The 15,036-nt window shown below is 38.4% G+C and carries 13 protein-coding genes, 9 tRNA genes, 1 rRNA gene and 1 riboswitch; of the genes, 17 read left to right on the forward strand and 6 right to left on the reverse strand.

The window, feature by feature from the left end:
* The first annotated feature begins 237 nt into the window (after nt 1-237).
* The 10 genes from rrf (at nt 238) to KHA97_RS16150 (ending at nt 1,253) form a co-directional block, all read left to right on the forward strand.
* A 5S ribosomal RNA gene (rrf, locus tag KHA97_RS16105) occupies nt 238-353 on the forward strand.
* A 12-nt stretch (nt 354-365) separates the two neighbouring features.
* A tRNA-Asn gene (locus KHA97_RS16110) sits at nt 366-440 on the forward strand.
* A 1-nt stretch (nt 441) separates the two neighbouring features.
* Nucleotides 442-514 (forward strand) — tRNA-Thr (locus KHA97_RS16115).
* 21 nt (nt 515-535) lie between these two features.
* Nucleotides 536-610: transfer RNA gene (locus KHA97_RS16120), tRNA-Glu, on the forward strand.
* A gap of 25 nt (nt 611-635) precedes the next feature.
* A tRNA-Val gene (locus tag KHA97_RS16125) sits at nt 636-711 on the forward strand.
* Nucleotides 712-716: 5 nt separating this feature from the next.
* A tRNA-Thr gene (locus KHA97_RS16130) sits at nt 717-792 on the forward strand.
* Between the two features lie 17 nt (nt 793-809).
* Nucleotides 810-894 (forward strand) — tRNA-Tyr (locus tag KHA97_RS16135).
* Nucleotides 895-959: 65 nt separating this feature from the next.
* Nucleotides 960-1,034: transfer RNA gene (locus KHA97_RS16140), tRNA-Gln, on the forward strand.
* A 1-nt stretch (nt 1,035) separates the two neighbouring features.
* A tRNA-Lys gene (locus tag KHA97_RS16145) sits at nt 1,036-1,108 on the forward strand.
* A gap of 69 nt (nt 1,109-1,177) precedes the next feature.
* Nucleotides 1,178-1,253: transfer RNA gene (locus KHA97_RS16150), tRNA-Ala, on the forward strand.
* A gap of 9 nt (nt 1,254-1,262) precedes the next feature.
* Here the strand turns inward: KHA97_RS16150 and KHA97_RS16155 are convergent.
* Nucleotides 1,263-1,913, reverse strand: coding sequence for a hypothetical protein (locus KHA97_RS16155; protein ID WP_213125826.1), 651 nt, complete (start codon nt 1,911-1,913; stop codon nt 1,263-1,265).
* A 163-nt stretch (nt 1,914-2,076) separates the two neighbouring features.
* On the opposite strand from KHA97_RS16155, the gene rocF reads away from it, so the two are divergent.
* Nucleotides 2,077-2,973, forward strand: coding sequence for an arginase (rocF, locus tag KHA97_RS16160; protein ID WP_213125827.1), 897 nt, complete (start codon nt 2,077-2,079; stop codon nt 2,971-2,973).
* A gap of 63 nt (nt 2,974-3,036) precedes the next feature.
* Here rocF and KHA97_RS16165 read toward each other — a convergent pair whose 3' ends face one another.
* Nucleotides 3,037-3,210: a Spo0E family sporulation regulatory protein-aspartic acid phosphatase gene (locus KHA97_RS16165; protein WP_213125828.1), complete on the reverse strand. Its 174-nt coding sequence runs from the start codon at nt 3,208-3,210 to the stop codon at nt 3,037-3,039.
* Nucleotides 3,211-3,409: 199 nt separating this feature from the next.
* Between KHA97_RS16165 and sigW the strand changes: the two genes are divergently transcribed.
* The 5 genes from sigW to glmM all read left to right on the forward strand — a co-directional run bounded on the left by sigW (nt 3,410) and on the right by glmM (nt 8,223).
* Nucleotides 3,410-3,973, forward strand: a complete 564-nt coding sequence (gene sigW / locus KHA97_RS16170) for an RNA polymerase sigma factor SigW (RefSeq protein ID WP_213125829.1) — start codon at nt 3,410-3,412, stop codon at nt 3,971-3,973.
* 16 nt (nt 3,974-3,989) lie between these two features.
* Entirely contained in the window at nt 3,990-4,610 is a 621-nt protein-coding gene (locus KHA97_RS16175; RefSeq protein ID WP_325167478.1) for an anti-sigma factor, read from the forward strand.
* 161 nt (nt 4,611-4,771) lie between these two features.
* Nucleotides 4,772-5,602: a diadenylate cyclase CdaA gene (gene cdaA / locus KHA97_RS16180; protein WP_213125830.1), complete on the forward strand. Its 831-nt coding sequence runs from the start codon at nt 4,772-4,774 to the stop codon at nt 5,600-5,602.
* Nucleotides 5,595-6,839: a CdaR family protein gene (locus tag KHA97_RS16185; RefSeq protein ID WP_213125831.1), complete on the forward strand. Its 1,245-nt coding sequence runs from the start codon at nt 5,595-5,597 to the stop codon at nt 6,837-6,839. The genes cdaA and KHA97_RS16185 overlap by 8 nt, the downstream gene beginning before the upstream one ends.
* Nucleotides 6,840-6,873: 34 nt before the next feature.
* Nucleotides 6,874-8,223 (forward strand): phosphoglucosamine mutase, encoded by a 1,350-nt coding sequence (gene glmM, locus KHA97_RS16190; protein ID WP_213125832.1) that lies wholly within the window; start codon nt 6,874-6,876, stop codon nt 8,221-8,223.
* Between the two features lie 621 nt (nt 8,224-8,844).
* On the opposite strand, the gene KHA97_RS16195 is transcribed toward glmM, so the two are convergent.
* The 3 genes from KHA97_RS16195 to KHA97_RS16205 all read right to left on the reverse strand — a co-directional run bounded on the left by KHA97_RS16195 (nt 8,845) and on the right by KHA97_RS16205 (nt 12,418).
* Nucleotides 8,845-9,666 (reverse strand): flagellin N-terminal helical domain-containing protein, encoded by an 822-nt coding sequence (locus KHA97_RS16195; protein ID WP_213125833.1) that lies wholly within the window; start codon nt 9,664-9,666, stop codon nt 8,845-8,847.
* Nucleotides 9,667-9,773: 107 nt separating this feature from the next.
* Nucleotides 9,774-10,880, reverse strand: coding sequence for a 5-methyltetrahydropteroyltriglutamate--homocysteine S-methyltransferase (locus KHA97_RS16200; RefSeq protein WP_213125834.1), 1,107 nt, complete (start codon nt 10,878-10,880; stop codon nt 9,774-9,776).
* Nucleotides 10,881-11,299: 419 nt separating this feature from the next.
* Nucleotides 11,300-12,418, reverse strand: a complete 1,119-nt coding sequence (locus tag KHA97_RS16205) for a methionine biosynthesis PLP-dependent protein (protein WP_213125835.1) — start codon at nt 12,416-12,418, stop codon at nt 11,300-11,302.
* A 70-nt stretch (nt 12,419-12,488) separates the two neighbouring features.
* A riboswitch (SAM riboswitch) is annotated at nt 12,489-12,593 on the reverse strand.
* Between the two features lie 153 nt (nt 12,594-12,746).
* Here KHA97_RS16205 and KHA97_RS24495 point away from each other — a divergent pair.
* Nucleotides 12,747-13,856 carry a GGDEF domain-containing protein gene (locus KHA97_RS24495; RefSeq protein WP_213125836.1) on the forward strand — a complete coding sequence of 370 codons (1,110 nt, stop codon included), beginning with the start codon at nt 12,747-12,749 and terminating at the stop codon, nt 13,854-13,856.
* A gap of 39 nt (nt 13,857-13,895) precedes the next feature.
* Here the strand turns inward: KHA97_RS24495 and KHA97_RS16215 are convergent, their stop codons facing one another.
* Nucleotides 13,896-15,035, reverse strand: a complete 1,140-nt coding sequence (locus KHA97_RS16215) for a hypothetical protein (protein ID WP_213125837.1) — start codon at nt 15,033-15,035, stop codon at nt 13,896-13,898.
* Nucleotide 15,036 lies beyond the last annotated feature (1 nt).

Consider the following 15,036-nt stretch of genomic DNA (forward strand, 5'->3'; position numbering starts at 1 on the left):
AAGCCCCCCTCAAGATGAGATTTCCCATCGCGCAAGCGAGTAAGATCCCTGAAAGATGATCAGGTTGATAGGTCCGGTGTGGAAGTGTGGCGACACATGGAGCTGACGGATACTAATCGATCGAGGACTTAATCAAATACGGTTTGCCTTCTCTATTATTTGGTTTTGAGGGAATGAAAGATTTCTCTTGAAAAATACATAAAACATATTATAATAAAATATGTCGATTATGAATTGTCTGGTGGCGATGGCGAAGAGGTCACACCCGTTCCCATCCCGAACACGGAAGTTAAGCTCTTCAGCGCCGATGGTAGTAAGGGGCTTCCCCTTGCAAGAGCAGGATGCTGCCAGGCAAGACCTATCATTCCGCAGTAGCTCAGTGGTAGAGCTATCGGCTGTTAACCGATCGGTCGTAGGTTCGAATCCTACCTGCGGAGCCATGCTTCCATAGCTCAGTTGGTAGAGTGCATCCATGGTAAGGATGAGGTCACCGGTTCAAGCCCGGTTGGAAGCTTCCAATGAAGAATAATATAATGGCCCCTTGGTCAAGCGGTTAAGACACCGCCCTTTCACGGCGGTAACACGGGTTCGAATCCCGTAGGGGTCACCATTTTTAATAATATGCGCAAAATATTGGAGGATTAGCTCAGCTGGGAGAGCATCTGCCTTACAAGCAGAGGGTCGGCGGTTCGAACCCGTCATCCTCCACCATGTTTGCCGGCCTAGCTCAATTGGTAGAGCAACTGACTTGTAATCAGTAGGTTGGGGGTTCAAGTCCTCTGGCCGGCACCATTTTTTTTTTTTATTTCGGTGGGGTAGCGAAGTGGCTAAACGCGGCGGACTGTAAATCCGCTCCCTCCGGGTTCGGCGGTTCGAATCCGTCCCCCACCACCATTTACATAAAATATGGATACATTTCTGATAAGTGGGTATTATACATAGTATCAATTTTTATCCGATGGGCTATAGCCAAGCGGTAAGGCAACGGACTTTGACTCCGTCATTCGTTGGTTCGAATCCAGCTAGCCCAGCCATGAGCCATTAGCTCAGTCGGTAGAGCATCTGACTTTTAATCAGAGGGTCGCAGGTTCGAATCCTGCATGGCTCATTATCCATCTCGTTAACAGTTGCTTTGATTCTTCAAGGCTTCTTTTTCGTTACGTACCTTTTTAATAGGGGGGCCTTAGCTCAGCTGGGAGAGCGCCTGCTTTGCACGCAGGAGGTCAGCGGTTCGATCCCGCTAGGCTCCACCAACAACAATTTTAAAAAACAGTATGTCCTGGACTTTGTTCAGGGCTTTTTGTTTTATTCTTATATGGATAAAAAGACAAATTTAAAATAATCCATTGGAACAGTGTTAATATAACCCCAATCTGATCATAATCCAAAACTCTTAGTGTAATAAGTTGCAATGGAAAGATTAGCAAAAAGATAATCAACATTACTCTGTTGCTCTTCATCCAAGGTATCTTTTCTTTTGGACGTTTTTTCTTAAAATCTCGAATAATCCAAATGGTAGCCAAACATAAAAAAAGTATATCTATTGGGAATAGGATGTTTCCAATAGCAAATTCTGTTCCTAAAGTGTCCCCCTTAAAATAAATAGTTTCTGTGGAAAAAAACATTGAAGCAGATTCAATTATCAACAACAAAAGCCATATTAACAAAAGCCAGTGAAAAGGCTTTTGAGCTCCTCGCCATCCTAAAAAGATTACGGACAACAATACAGAAACAAATAAAAATAATAGCCAGTAATCACCGTAGATCCCGCTGCCTCCAATGCCCAACCACCCCGACCATGTATACGAGGAACCATCAAAGAAGCCTCTTATAATTGGTAGCCAGAACGTAAATCCACTCACCATTACATACAAAAGAATTAAGCGTAAAAGAAAATTGGAACGCTTTTTCATTTAAGATCTCTCTCCTCTGCATTATTGCACTGTTAGCTTATTTCAAGATTCGAATGTTAATTACCTCTATTTTTTTAGTGCATATATATACAAAAAAATGTTGAGTTGAGCCATAGCTATTAAAAAAGTTATGATGATTATAAAAAGGGATGGAGGAAAACCTATGAAAAAGATTTCAATATTAGGTGTTCCCATGGATCTTGGACAAACACGGCGAGGGGTAGATATGGGGCCAAGTGCGATTAGATATGCAGGGGTCTTAAATCGACTTGAGAAATTGGATTACGATGTTGAGGATATAGGCGATATCGCTGTCAAAGTCGATAATCATGAAGAAGAAAACCATACAGTATTGAAAAATTTGAAAGCGATTGCAAAAATTAGTGAAGAAATAGCACTTTCTATTCAAAATATAATCGAAAATAAACGATTTCCGCTATTATTTGGAGGGGATCATAGTATAGCTATTGGCACAATTGCTGGGATTAGTAAATATTATAAAAATCTTGGAGTTATTTGGTTTGATGCCCACGGCGATTTGAATACGGAGGAAACGTCACCGTCAGGGAATATTCATGGAATGCCTCTTGCAGCTAGTATGGGTTTTGGTCATCCTTTGCTTACAGGCATTGGAGGCTATAGTCCGAAAGTAAACCCGGAGAACGTTGTCATCATCGGTGCAAGGGATTTAGATAAAGGAGAAAGAGAGCTTATTAAGAGTAAAAACATTAAAGTTTTTACAATGCACGAAATTGACCGTTTAGGAATGACGAGGGTCATGGAAGAATCTATTGATCTTCTAAAAAAGAAAACGGATGGTGTCCATTTATCTGTTGATTTAGATGCACTTGATCCTCATGATGCTCCAGGAGTCGGAACTCCGGTTTTAGGGGGGATAAGCTATCGAGAAAGTCATTTAGCAATGGAGATGCTTGAAGAAACAAAGCTCATTACTTCTGCCGAATTCGTGGAAGTTAACCCAATTTTAGATGAAAGGAATAAAACAGCTGAAGTGGCCGTTGCCTTAATGGGTTCATTGTTTGGAGAAAAATTATTATAAAAAAGTAATAGCAGTGGTTTGTAGGTCGCTAGATTACCTTTTCCCTGAACTTAGGTCGCTAGATTACCTTTTCCCTGAACTACAGACCACTGCATGATATTTGTTTAAAAGTTTATCTAGTTCGTAGCTTAGTTTAACTACACGTTCATCCAAAAAGGATGAGGATAAGCCAAGTTCCACCATTTTAGTTCGATGAGATTCAATTTTTACTAATAAGTCTTCTGCCTCCAATCGCACTCGAGTCTCCTTCATATTATTTTTATCATCTGTATATCCATTTTACAAAATATTAAACAACAAGTTGCAAAATTTGTTAAGATAGAGGTAATGAGAATTTTGTCGATAAAAACTTGAGGGGTCAATTATAATAAGTGAAACCTTTTTTATATTCATACGTATGAATGGATAACCGCATAGAGCGGGAGGTAGAGAGAGAATGGATGCAATTGTAAATCAAAGAGTTAGGGATGTATTAAAGGGCGATCAGGAAGCATTTGGGGAAATCGTGGAATTATTTAAAGATAAAGTGTTTCATTTATGCTATCGAATGCTCGGAAATCGACATGAAGCCGAAGATATCGCGCAAGAAGCATTTGTAAGAGCTTATGTAAACATTCATAGTTTTAATCAAGGTAGGAAATTTTCCACTTGGCTTTATAGAATTGCAACTAATCTCTGCATTGATCGGATTAGAAAAAAGAAGCCCGACTATTACCTTGATGCTGAACTGGCTGGTACGGAAGGATTGACGATGTATTCTCAAATCGCTGCTGAGGGAAAATCTCCTGATTCCGAAGTAGAGACGATAGAACTCCAAGAGAGGGTTCAACAGGAAATTCTCCGCCTCCCTGATAAATATAGGATTGTAATAATATTGAGATATATTGATGATCTCTCGTTAAATGAGATCAGCGAGGTCTTGGAAATGCCGATCGGAACGGTCAAAACTCGAATACACCGTGCGCGGGAAGCGCTTCGAAAGCAATTGAACCATTTGTAGAAAGGTGAGAAGGAAAGTGAAGGCATGTCCAGAAGAGATTATTCTCTATATGCAAGAGTCTTTAGATAGTGACCTATCTCATGATAAAGAACAAATATTAAAAGATCACTTGCAAAAATGCCCAGAATGTCAAAAACATTTTCAAGAACTAAAAAGAATAGAAGCCTATATAAAAAGCCCGTCACATATACGAGTTTCCAGCGGATTTACTACTGGTGTCATGGCGAGGTTACCGAAAGAAAAAAGCAGTGCAGGTGTAAAGCGCTGGTTGCGCAATCATCCCATTTTAGCAGCAGCCTCCCTATTCATACTCCTTATGGGAGGAAGCGTACTAAATATTTGGAATGATGATCAAAAGTTTTCTGTAACAAAACAACCTAATTTAATAGTTGAAAATGATACAGTGATCGTCCCTGAAGGTGAAGTAGTAAATGGGGACATAACAGTAAAAAATGGAAACCTTCGAATTGAGGGGAAGGTTAACGGCAATGTTACCATTATTAATGGTAAACGATATCTAGCTTCAGCTGGAGATGTTACAGGGGATATTGAAGAAATTAACCAAATTTTTGAATGGCTCTGGTATAAAATAAAAGATGGCGGCAAAAAAATAATTAACCTTTTTGAAGGCGAATAAGTAAGAATAAAAGGATTGCACTTGCAATCCTTTTTTCATCTTGTTACATTCTTATCCATGTAGTTGGTTTCAGTAATAATATGTTATAATGGATTAGTTATTATCCATACTTTTAAGTGTAGAGTACTTCTGAATTTGAATAAATAGATGGAGGAAGTAACATGCCGTTTGCAGATCTTACCATCTTGGGTGTCTTATCTCACGTAGTGGACATTCTCCTCGTTTGGTTCGTTATATATAAAATGATTATGTTCATCCGGGGCACTAAAGCCGTCCAACTGTTAACAGGGATTTTTGTCATCATCCTTGTTTGGATCTTAAGTGGTGTCCTTCATTTGAATACATTGAACATGCTAATGGAAACAGTGATGACATGGGGTTTTTTAGCGATTATTATTATCTTCCAGCCTGAGTTAAGGCGTGCACTAGAGCAGCTTGGTCGAGGCAAGTTTTTTGCGAGAAGTGGAATTCAGGAAGAGGAAGAGCAGAAGAAAAGATTGGATGCTATTATAAATGCAGTTAATTATATGGCAAAAAGACGAATTGGCGCTCTCATTTCTATTGAAAAAGAAACAGGAATGGGGGACTATATTGAAACAGGAATTCCCCTACATTCAAATGTAACCCATGAACTATTAATTAATATTTTTATACCGAATACTCCACTTCACGATGGAGCCGTGATTATACAAAAAACGCAGATTGCTGCTGCTGCCTGTTATCTTCCCTTGTCGGAAAGTCCCTTTATCTCTAAAGAGCTGGGGACAAGGCATAGAGCAGCACTTGGTATTAGTGAAGTAACAGATTGTTTAACGATAGTTGTTTCTGAGGAAACGGGTGACATATCTGTTACAAAAAATGGCGAATTACTACGGGATTTATCGTTAGAGCAATTTCAAGCAGTATTAGAAAAAGAACTCACAGACGATAACAAATCAAAACAGTCTTCCTCATCCATTTGGAAAAGAAGGGAGAAGACAAAGAATGGATAAATTTATGGAAAATCCTTGGTTTGTTAGAATCATATCGATGTTGTTAGCCATTTTACTTTTCGTTACAGCTAATGATTATTTCGGAGGAAAAGATACTGGAACAATGCCGAACGATATGGAAAATGCTAATACTGATACGATAACAAACGTACCTGTTGAAGTGTATTACGATTCCGAGAACCTCGTCGTCACAGGAATACCTAAAACAGTTGATGTGAAGATTGAAGGACAGAGGAGATTTGTAGAAGCAACGAAAAGACAAAGAGATTTTACAGTTTATGTTGATTTATCTGACGTACAAATAGGACAACATCGTGTTCAAATTTTATATAAAGATATCTCTGATAAATTAAAAGTTAATATAGAACCTGCTTACGCAGATATTTCAGTTCAAGAAAAAGTAACGAAAGAATTCGGAGTAGAAGCAGAGTTTAATCGCAGTATACTTGCAGAAGGATTTGAAGCTGAGCGCCCTGATGTAGAACCTAAAACAGTGAAAATTACAGGGGCCAAGGATGTTATTGAAAAAATTTCGTACGTGAAAGCTACCATTGACGCAAGTGGTTTAATTAATGATACCATTCGACAATATGCAAAAGTGACGGTTCTTGACCGAGAATTGAACAAGCTTGATGTATGGGTCGAACCTGAATCTGTTTTAGTAACGATTCCGGTTACAAATCCTAGAAAAAATGTTCCAATAAAGATTAATACAACTGGCACACCACCGGATGATATCAATATTAAAACAATCAGTACTGTCACACCTGAAGTGATGATATTTGGAAGAACTGAAGTTTTACAAAATGTCGATGAGCTTGAAGTGACAGTGGATGTTAGTGGTATTCGTGAAGATACCGAAATCGAAGTTCCAATTAAATATCCGCTTGGCGTTAACAAAATAACGCCGGATAAAATAAAGGTCAAAATTCTGGCAGAGAAAAAGCTAGAAGAAAGAACTTTAAAGGATGTAAAAATAGAAAGTAAAGGGCTTAGCTCTGACTTAAATATGGAGTTAGTATCCCCTGCAAATGGAACAGTTTCCCTAAAAGTTACTGGCGAAAAGGACACTCTAGAGAAAGCAATTAAAGGTGATTTCCATGTGATTTTAAATATGGATGGCCTTAAAGCTGGAGAACATGAAGTAGATTTAGTAGTTGATGGTTTAAATGATGTGCAATGGGAATTAACGGAAAAAAAGGTGAAAATACGGTTAACAGAAAAGGAAAATGTCTAAATGAACTTTGTTCGAAGAAGGAGCGATAGATACAATGGGTAAATATTTTGGAACTGATGGAGTAAGAGGGGTAGCAAATTCGGAGCTGACGCCGGAGTTGGCTTTTAAATTAGGTCGCTTTGGAGGTTATGTTCTAACAAAAAATTCAGATCGCCCTAAAATTCTCATCGGCCGCGATACCCGGATTTCCGGTCACATGCTGGAAGGGGCTCTTGTATCGGGATTGTTATCAATTGGGGCGGAAGTCATGCGCTTAGGTGTGATTTCTACACCGGGAGTTGCCTATTTGACGAAAGCGTTAGGAGCCCAAGCTGGCGTCATGATTTCTGCTTCACACAATCCAGTCGCTGATAATGGAATCAAGTTTTTCGGACCAGATGGATTTAAATTGTCAGATGAGCAAGAAGAAGAAATCGAGGCTCTACTTGATTTAGAAGAAGATACCCTACCGCGACCAGTTGGGAAGGATCTTGGTCTTGTAAGTGATTATTTTGAAGGTGGACAAAAATATTTGCAATTCCTCAAGCAAACAGTAGATGAAGATTTCTCCGGTATTCACGTTGCGCTTGATTGTGCACATGGAGCTACATCATCATTGGCAACTCATCTGTTTGCAGACTTGGATGCAGATATTTCAACGATGGGCTCATCTCCAAACGGTTTGAATATTAATGACGGAGTCGGATCGACACATCCTGAAGCGTTAGCTACTTTTCTAAAAGAAAAAGGAGCAGATGTAGGTCTTGCATTCGATGGTGATGGAGACCGGGTCATAGCTATTGATGAAAATGGCGACATAGTGGACGGGGATTATATCCTGTACATATGTGCAAAGCATATGAATGAGGAAGCACGCCTAAAAGAATCAACTGTTGTTTCAACTGTCATGAGTAATCTAGGATATTACAAAGGCCTTGAACAACTAGGCATTAATAGTGCTCAAACTGCTGTAGGTGATCGCTACGTCGTTGAAGAAATGAAAAATAACGGATACAATCTCGGAGGAGAACAGTCCGGTCACATTATTTTCCTTGATTACAACACAACTGGTGACGGTCTTTTAACGGGAATACAACTTATCAATATTATGAAGCTTACTGGAAAGCCACTTTCAGAACTTGCGAGCGGCATGAAAAAATATCCGCAAAAGCTAGTGAACATCCGTGTAACAGACAAACACCACGTAACAGACAATGAAAAGGTGAAGGCAATTATTGAACAAGTGGAGTCTGAAATGAATGGAAATGGACGGATCCTCGTTCGCCCATCGGGTACAGAACCACTCGTTCGTGTAATGGCTGAAGCCCCAACTAAAGAAGCATGCGAAGATTATGTTGATCGCATCTCCGCTGTCGTAGAAGCAGAAATGGGATTAAAAGAGTAATCGCTGTAGAAATTAAGATGCAAAAGAGTGTAGTTGAAGCTCGATTGCATCTTTTGTTTTGTTGGAGATGACGGCACTGATTCGCTACGATCGTAGTAATTTTATTAATTGGTCTCGAATCCCATAATAATCGACGAAACTCAGTGCCTTTTCCATTTGGTCGAGAATCTGACACTAAATCTCGGTGAACATATTAATTTTTCCATTTGATCGAGAAATCGGAGATAATACTCGACGAAACTCAGTATCTTTTCCGTTTGGTCGGCAATTTGGCATTAATTCTCGATGAAACACTTTAGTTTTTCTATTTGGTCGAGAAATCGGAGATAATACTCGACGAAACTCAGTATCTTTTCCGTTTGGTCGAGAATTTGGCATTAATTCTCGATGAAACACATTAATTTTTCTATTTGATCGAGAAATCGGAGATAATACTCGACGAAACTCATTAATTTACCAATTTCATCGAGAATCCCGAAATAATGGGCTTGACGAAACCGATCCATAATCTAATTTTGTCTCACATTTAAGGCGCACTAACCTTTTATAAAAATAAGAAGTTAATAATTTTCAAAACTAGATCATTACTACATCACTTAGTATATTTACCTAACTACAATACTAATCCTTCGGTTTTAATAGCTGCAAAATCAAATATGCTTGCTGCATATGCAGGCTCATGACATATTGATTCGCTTGTAATAAAATATTTGCTATCGTATAATTCATGATTTCTTTTGCGATGTCGGCATCTCGGATTCTTGATTCTGCAGCAACAAGATTTTCCTCCATCGTCATCGTATTATTATATGCGTGTTCCAGCCTATTCATATAGGCTCCTATTTTAGAACGCTCTGTAGAAACCTGGCGAATGGCTTCATCGAGACCTGACATTGCATCTTCCGCACCTTGCCTCGTATCTATTTTCAAATTAGCAATTCCAATTTCCGCTGCACCCATATTACCAATCGACAATTCAATATATTGGCCTGCATTCGCTCCCGTTTGGATACGAAAAGAACTCCTAGAACCATCCAGTAACGGCATAGAGTTAAACTGCATATCCTTGGAAATGCGCTGAATTTCTTCTTTTAATTGTTCAAATTCCAATGCTAATGCTTTTCGATCCTCATCCGTATATGTATCATTTGCAGCTTGAACACTTAATTCTCTCATTCGTTGTAAAATAGCGTGAGTCTCATTCAAGCCGCCTTCTGCTGTTTGCAGCAAAGAAATTCCGTCTTGAATATTGCGTCCAGCCATATTGAGTCCGCGAATTTGGGCGCGCATTTTCTCAGATATCGCCAAACCTGCTGGATCATCACTCGCCCGATTAATCCTCATCCCTGTTGAAATTCGCTCAAGTGATCGCTGCGAGATGGTGAGATGGCGATTCATTTGATTAATCATCGATAAACCAGTGCTATACCATTTTCCCAGCATCCTTCCCGCTCCTTTCATGAGGTCATTTAGAGTAATATCGGCAAGTTTTAATAATAATAAAGTAAAAAACCTAGAGAATGTATATTTCTCCAGGTTTTAATCCCATGTTATCCCCAAACCTCTTTCGCAATTTCAACGATATATTTCAATTTTTCCCATTGTTGTTCTTCAGTTAATTTATTGCCATGATGCGTTGAAGCAAAGCCACATTGCGTACTTAGGCAAATTTGTTCCAATGGGATGTACTCGGAAGCTTCTTTAATACGAGCAATGACCTCATTCTTATCCTCTAATTCGCCTTTCTTAGAAGTAAGAACCCCTAGAACAACTTTTGCGCCTCCTCTTGGAATGTATTCCAAAGCTTTGAAATCACCGGAACGTTCGTCGTCGTACTCTAAAAAGAAGCCGTCCACTTTTTCCTTTGCTAATAAAGTTGGGGCAATCAAATCATAACTTCCTGAAAATGCCCAATTTGAACGATAGTTTCCACGACAGAGATGGGTTGTAATGTATAAATCATCTGGTTTTCCTTCCAAAACTCCATTTACCACACGAAGTGCTAAATCAATTAAATATTCTCTTGAATAAGCACCATCGTTAAAAGGAATATCTGGCGAGGAAAGACCCGCAATATATACATCATCTAATTGTAAATAGCGGACTCCCGCATCATAAAACGCTTTGATTGCATCACGGTATGCTTGAATAATATCATTTGCGTACTCTTCAATGTCAGGATAAATGCTTTCATCACGGATTCCGATATTAAATAATTGGTTCGGACTTGGAATCGTTTGTTTCGCAACCGCACGGCCAGCGACAATTTCTTTAAATTCAATAAAATCCTTCACGTGTGGGTGATCTGGGTTGAATGAAATTTTTCCAGTGTTACGGATATTGTATCTTTCTGTTTCTTCGTTTCCGCTAAAAATATATCCAACATCAGGCACATAACCCTCGACTCCATTCAAATGCTCAAGAAAATCTGTGTGCCAAAATCTGCGTCTGAACTCTCCATCTGTTACCGCTTCTAGACCAACTTCAATTTGTTTATCAACAATTCTTTTAATTTCTTGCGTTTCCACTTCACGTAATTGCTCAGCTGTAATCGTTCCTTCTTGAAAATCTATTCTCGCCTTATGCAAGTTATCAGGTCTTAATAAACTTCCTACTTGATCTGCTCTAAAAGGTGCTTTTATTAATGTTTTTGTCATGATTCATTTCTCCTCTTTTTTAAAATGTAATATAAGTAAAACAGGTTAAGACGCGAATTACGGCCACCACCTCCTTTAATGGCATTCTCCTTAAATGATAGGGTCCCAATTTAGGAGGCATCAGCGTTTTGTTCAAGAGTGTCTAGATAGAGCCCGAATCGAGACAGAAACCGGTGCTTTACTGTAATTCAGTCCCGATTGAGCCTAAATCGAGACAGAAACCGGTGCTTTACCAGAACTCAGTCCCGATTGAGCCCGAATCGAGACAGAAACCGGTGCTTTACCAGAATTCGGTCCCGATTGAGCCCGAATCGAGACAGAAATCGCTGTTTTACCGGAATTCAGTCCCGATTAAGGCCGAATCGAGACAGAAACCGGTGCTTTGCCAGAATTCAGTCCCAATCGGGCTCATTTTCAAATCAAACTCCAACTTCCTCTCTAATTGCCCCAAAAACTTGTTCCAAGTCAGCAATTAAATCCTCTACATTTTCAATGCCTACGGAAAATCGAAGCAACCGGTCGCATATTCCGCGTGCGTTCCGCTCTTCTTCTGGGATATCTGCGTGAGTTTGAGTGGCCGGATACGTAATAAAACTTTCTACACCACCAAGGCTTTCCGCGAAAAAGATTAACTTGAGCTTTCGCAAAAAGAAATCTACCCAATCACTTTCCCAAAGACGAAACGCTAGCATGCCACCTTTTCCGGAGTATAAAACATCCGTAACAAGGGGTTCGTTTCGTAAGAACTCAACTATTTTCTTCGCATTTTCATCATGTTGTTTCATCCGCAAATGAAGAGTTTTTAATCCTCTGATCAACAACCACGAATCAGTTGGAGAAAGAACTGCGCCAATTGCATTATGGAGAACAAATAATTTTTCACAAAGAGCATTCCCTTTTGCTACGACCAATCCCGCCAACACATCATTATGACCTCCAATATATTTGGTTGCGCTATGTATTACGATATCTGCACCTAATTCTATTGGTCTTTGAAAATAGGGCGTTAAAAATGTGTTATCAACAATCAGTAATAAATTATGTTTTTTGGCTAGGCGCGAATATTGACTAATATCAATTTCTTCCATCAACGGGTTAGTCGGACTTTCAATGAAAAGTGCCCTCGTTTTTTCTGTAATATGCTTTTCCATCTCGTTGATATCTTTGAACTTTGTATAAATTGTCCTGATCCCATAAACATCTGAAAAATGTTTTAATAAGCGGTACGTTCCACCATAAACATCCTCCGGAACGATTAATTCATCGCCGGCTCGAAAAAGTGAGAGAACTAATTGGATGGCGGCCATTCCAGAGCTGCATGCAAATCCTCGATCTCCTCCCTCTAAATTAGCGATTCCTTCTTCGAGAATGGTACGAGTAGGATTTTTGGTTCTCGTGTAGTCATAGCCAGTTGATTCTCCAAGTCCAGGATGCTCATATGCCGTTGATAAATAGATAGGGGGACTAATCGCCCCGGTTTTTGAGTCGCTCCGATTCCCTAATTGTGCCAATTTTGTTTCGAAACTTGTAACCGTCATGATGTTCAGCCTCCAACAAAAATAAAAAGGACCTTCTAGAAAAAAGAAGGTCCTCATAAACGAAAACAACTTCTTATCTTCTAGGTTAATAACCTATTGGAATTAGCACCGGTGCCACAAAGGTCGGTTGCTGAGACTTCATAGGGCCAAATCCCTCCATCTCTCTTGATAAGAAAAATTATTAAATTATTGAATGAGTTAGTGTATCTTACTTTAATACATAAGTGAAAAAAGTGCAAGGATAAAAAAATAAGAACTTTTATTATTCTGATAGATTCGGTACAATAGTACAAAGGACTTTTTGCCTAGGACAATAGGAGTGAGTACAGTGAAAAATGAAAGTGTAATGCACACTACATCATTAGTTCGTGAAATTTTAAATGCTCTATGGATTATCGTCGGATTATATGTTATTGCTACAAGTGTGGATGCATTTTTCACTACTAAGGACAAGTGGCTGTTTTTACAACTTGTAATCATCTATCCCACTCTTACTTTGGCGATGACAATGGGAATGCTCGAAATTTGTCTTCGAAAAATAAAAAATCATATGGAGTACATTGTGATTTTAGGTGTTAATATCGTTGCGAGTGTAATCATTTTGTCATTATACGAAAAGCCAATCCTTATTTTTCTTTTAGTTTTTCCTGTATTAGTTTCATTATATTTTTATAAATCAAAGTTGCTAAAATTTGCATGTATTACAGGAATCTTATCCGGAGTACTCATATATGCACTATCCGATGAGGTCCGCACTTATTATAAACACTCTGATATGATTATTATGATTGCCGTTGTATTGGGAACGTCATTAATCATTCACAGCTTAATGAAGCATAGCCTTAGACTGGCGAATGAACTTTTAAAAACAACAGAGGAAAAACAATACTTATTTTCTAAAAATGTTCAAATGGAAAAGCTTTCGCTATTGGATCCAGTCACAGAACTATACAATCATCGCTCTTTTCATGAATATTTAGAGTCATTGTTGAGGATGGATACCATTAATGAATTAGATTTACATATTGCTGTCTTAGATATTGATAATTTTAAGAGAATCAATGATACTTATGGCCACCAAATGGGAGATTTGGTCATTATGGAAGTGGCGAATCAAATCAAGTTTTTTACCGAAAATGACGATTTTGCTTTTCGTTATGGCGGAGAGGAATTTGCCATCATCAATATCGGATTATCAACGGAAGAATTTTTAGAAAAAATGGAAAATATCAGACGAGGAACTTCAAAAGTATGCCTAAAGGAATTGGAAGGAAATTGTGTAACAGTCAGTATAGGAATACAGAAATTATTGCCGGGAATGAGCAAGGATGTTTTGTTTAATGGGGCTGATACGTCTCTTTACATTGCTAAAAAATCGGGGAAAAATAAAGTAATCGTGAATTCGATTGAACGACCACCGGTAGAGGTTTTTTCCTGACAAAAACGCCAAGAGGAGTTGATTCTCTTGGCGTTTAGACTATAAAACAATATCCAATTTCCTTTCTCTTTTCCATAAATACATAACGAAGCCAATTACGATTGCAATTAATAGGATATAACAAGCGGGGACAAGCCATATTGGCAGCCACATGCTGACGACGAGGTTAAGTAAATATTTTAAACCAAAAATGAGTAATCCTAATATAACTGGAACTTGTATACCTATAAGTGCAATATAGCTTGGGACGAGATTAGAAATACTCATCGAAATGAATGTTAATAAGAATCCCAATACATAAATGGCACATGTTGAAAGCACAATGTATTGGAAAAACGTTAAGTTATACCAATAAACTCCTCCAATAAAAGAGTTAAGAGGGACCTCGAAAAATATCGAGGGATGATTTAATGAATAAATACCTAAATATATCGCAAGCAACACTGTCATGACAATAAACGCCGAGATCAGCCCGGCAGCAAGTTTCCTCTTAAAAATCGATCTACCCACTTTTGATGTATATTGTAAATCCACTAGATTTCTTGAACGATCACTAAGAAAAATAGGAGAAATGACAAGTACAACGCTAATCAAAACGGCAATCGCAATATTCGTAATGATATCACTAAAATTTGATAACGAAACTTCTGGATACAGATCATATTGTCCGGTCTTTTTTAATTCGTTTAAGTGTTGTTTGCCGAAGGAATTAGCTCTGCCGATTTCATTTGCAATGATCATTTCCTGATTTTTATGGAACTCTAGTAATCTTTCTCGCTCTTGGAGTTCCCAGAACAAATCAACTTCTTCGTTGAAAATGACTTTATAACGTAGTTCCTCTAATTCTTTATTGTCATGGTCAGCATTTTGGTATTCTATGTAAGATTGAATACCTATTTTTTTAAAATCCTCTCTTCCTCGAAAAAACTCATCCGCTTTTCTCACTTCTTCATCGTATTTTATCTTGAAATCTGCCTTTTCAGATTCATCCATATGGGGTCCATAGTTTTTAACCATTTCAGCGCCGATTTGATAGGAATCTAAGGATGGTCTACCGTTAGGAAAATGTTTGATATTAAAATCAATCAAAAAGTAGTACAAAATCAAATTGACGAAAGCTAAAACGAGGAGTATTTTCCAGTTTAAGATTTTTCGAATTTCTAGTAATAAAATCTGCATA

Source organism: Lederbergia citri, assembly GCF_018343625.1.
GTDB classification, from domain to species: domain Bacteria; phylum Bacillota; class Bacilli; order Bacillales; family Bacillaceae_C; genus Lederbergia; species Lederbergia citri.

Bases quoted from the DNA above. Each gene is read 5' to 3' on its own strand.
- KHA97_RS16155 (WP_213125826.1), bottom strand. From the start codon at position 1,913: ATGAAAAAGCGTTCCAATTTTCTTTTACGCTTAATTCTTTTGTATGTA.
- rocF (WP_213125827.1), top strand. From the start codon at position 2,077: ATGAAAAAGATTTCAATATTAGGTGTTCCCATGGATCTTGGACAAACA.
- sigW (WP_213125829.1), top strand. From the start codon at position 3,410: ATGGATGCAATTGTAAATCAAAGAGTTAGGGATGTATTAAAGGGCGAT.
- cdaA (WP_213125830.1), top strand. From the start codon at position 4,772: ATGCCGTTTGCAGATCTTACCATCTTGGGTGTCTTATCTCACGTAGTG.
- KHA97_RS16185 (WP_213125831.1), top strand. From the start codon at position 5,595: ATGGATAAATTTATGGAAAATCCTTGGTTTGTTAGAATCATATCGATG.
- glmM (WP_213125832.1), top strand. From the start codon at position 6,874: ATGGGTAAATATTTTGGAACTGATGGAGTAAGAGGGGTAGCAAATTCG.
- KHA97_RS16195 (WP_213125833.1), bottom strand. From the start codon at position 9,666: ATGCTGGGAAAATGGTATAGCACTGGTTTATCGATGATTAATCAAATG.
- KHA97_RS16200 (WP_213125834.1), bottom strand. From the start codon at position 10,880: ATGACAAAAACATTAATAAAAGCACCTTTTAGAGCAGATCAAGTAGGA.
- KHA97_RS16205 (WP_213125835.1), bottom strand. From the start codon at position 12,418: ATGACGGTTACAAGTTTCGAAACAAAATTGGCACAATTAGGGAATCGG.
- KHA97_RS16215 (WP_213125837.1), bottom strand. From the start codon at position 15,035: ATGCAGATTTTATTACTAGAAATTCGAAAAATCTTAAACTGGAAAATA.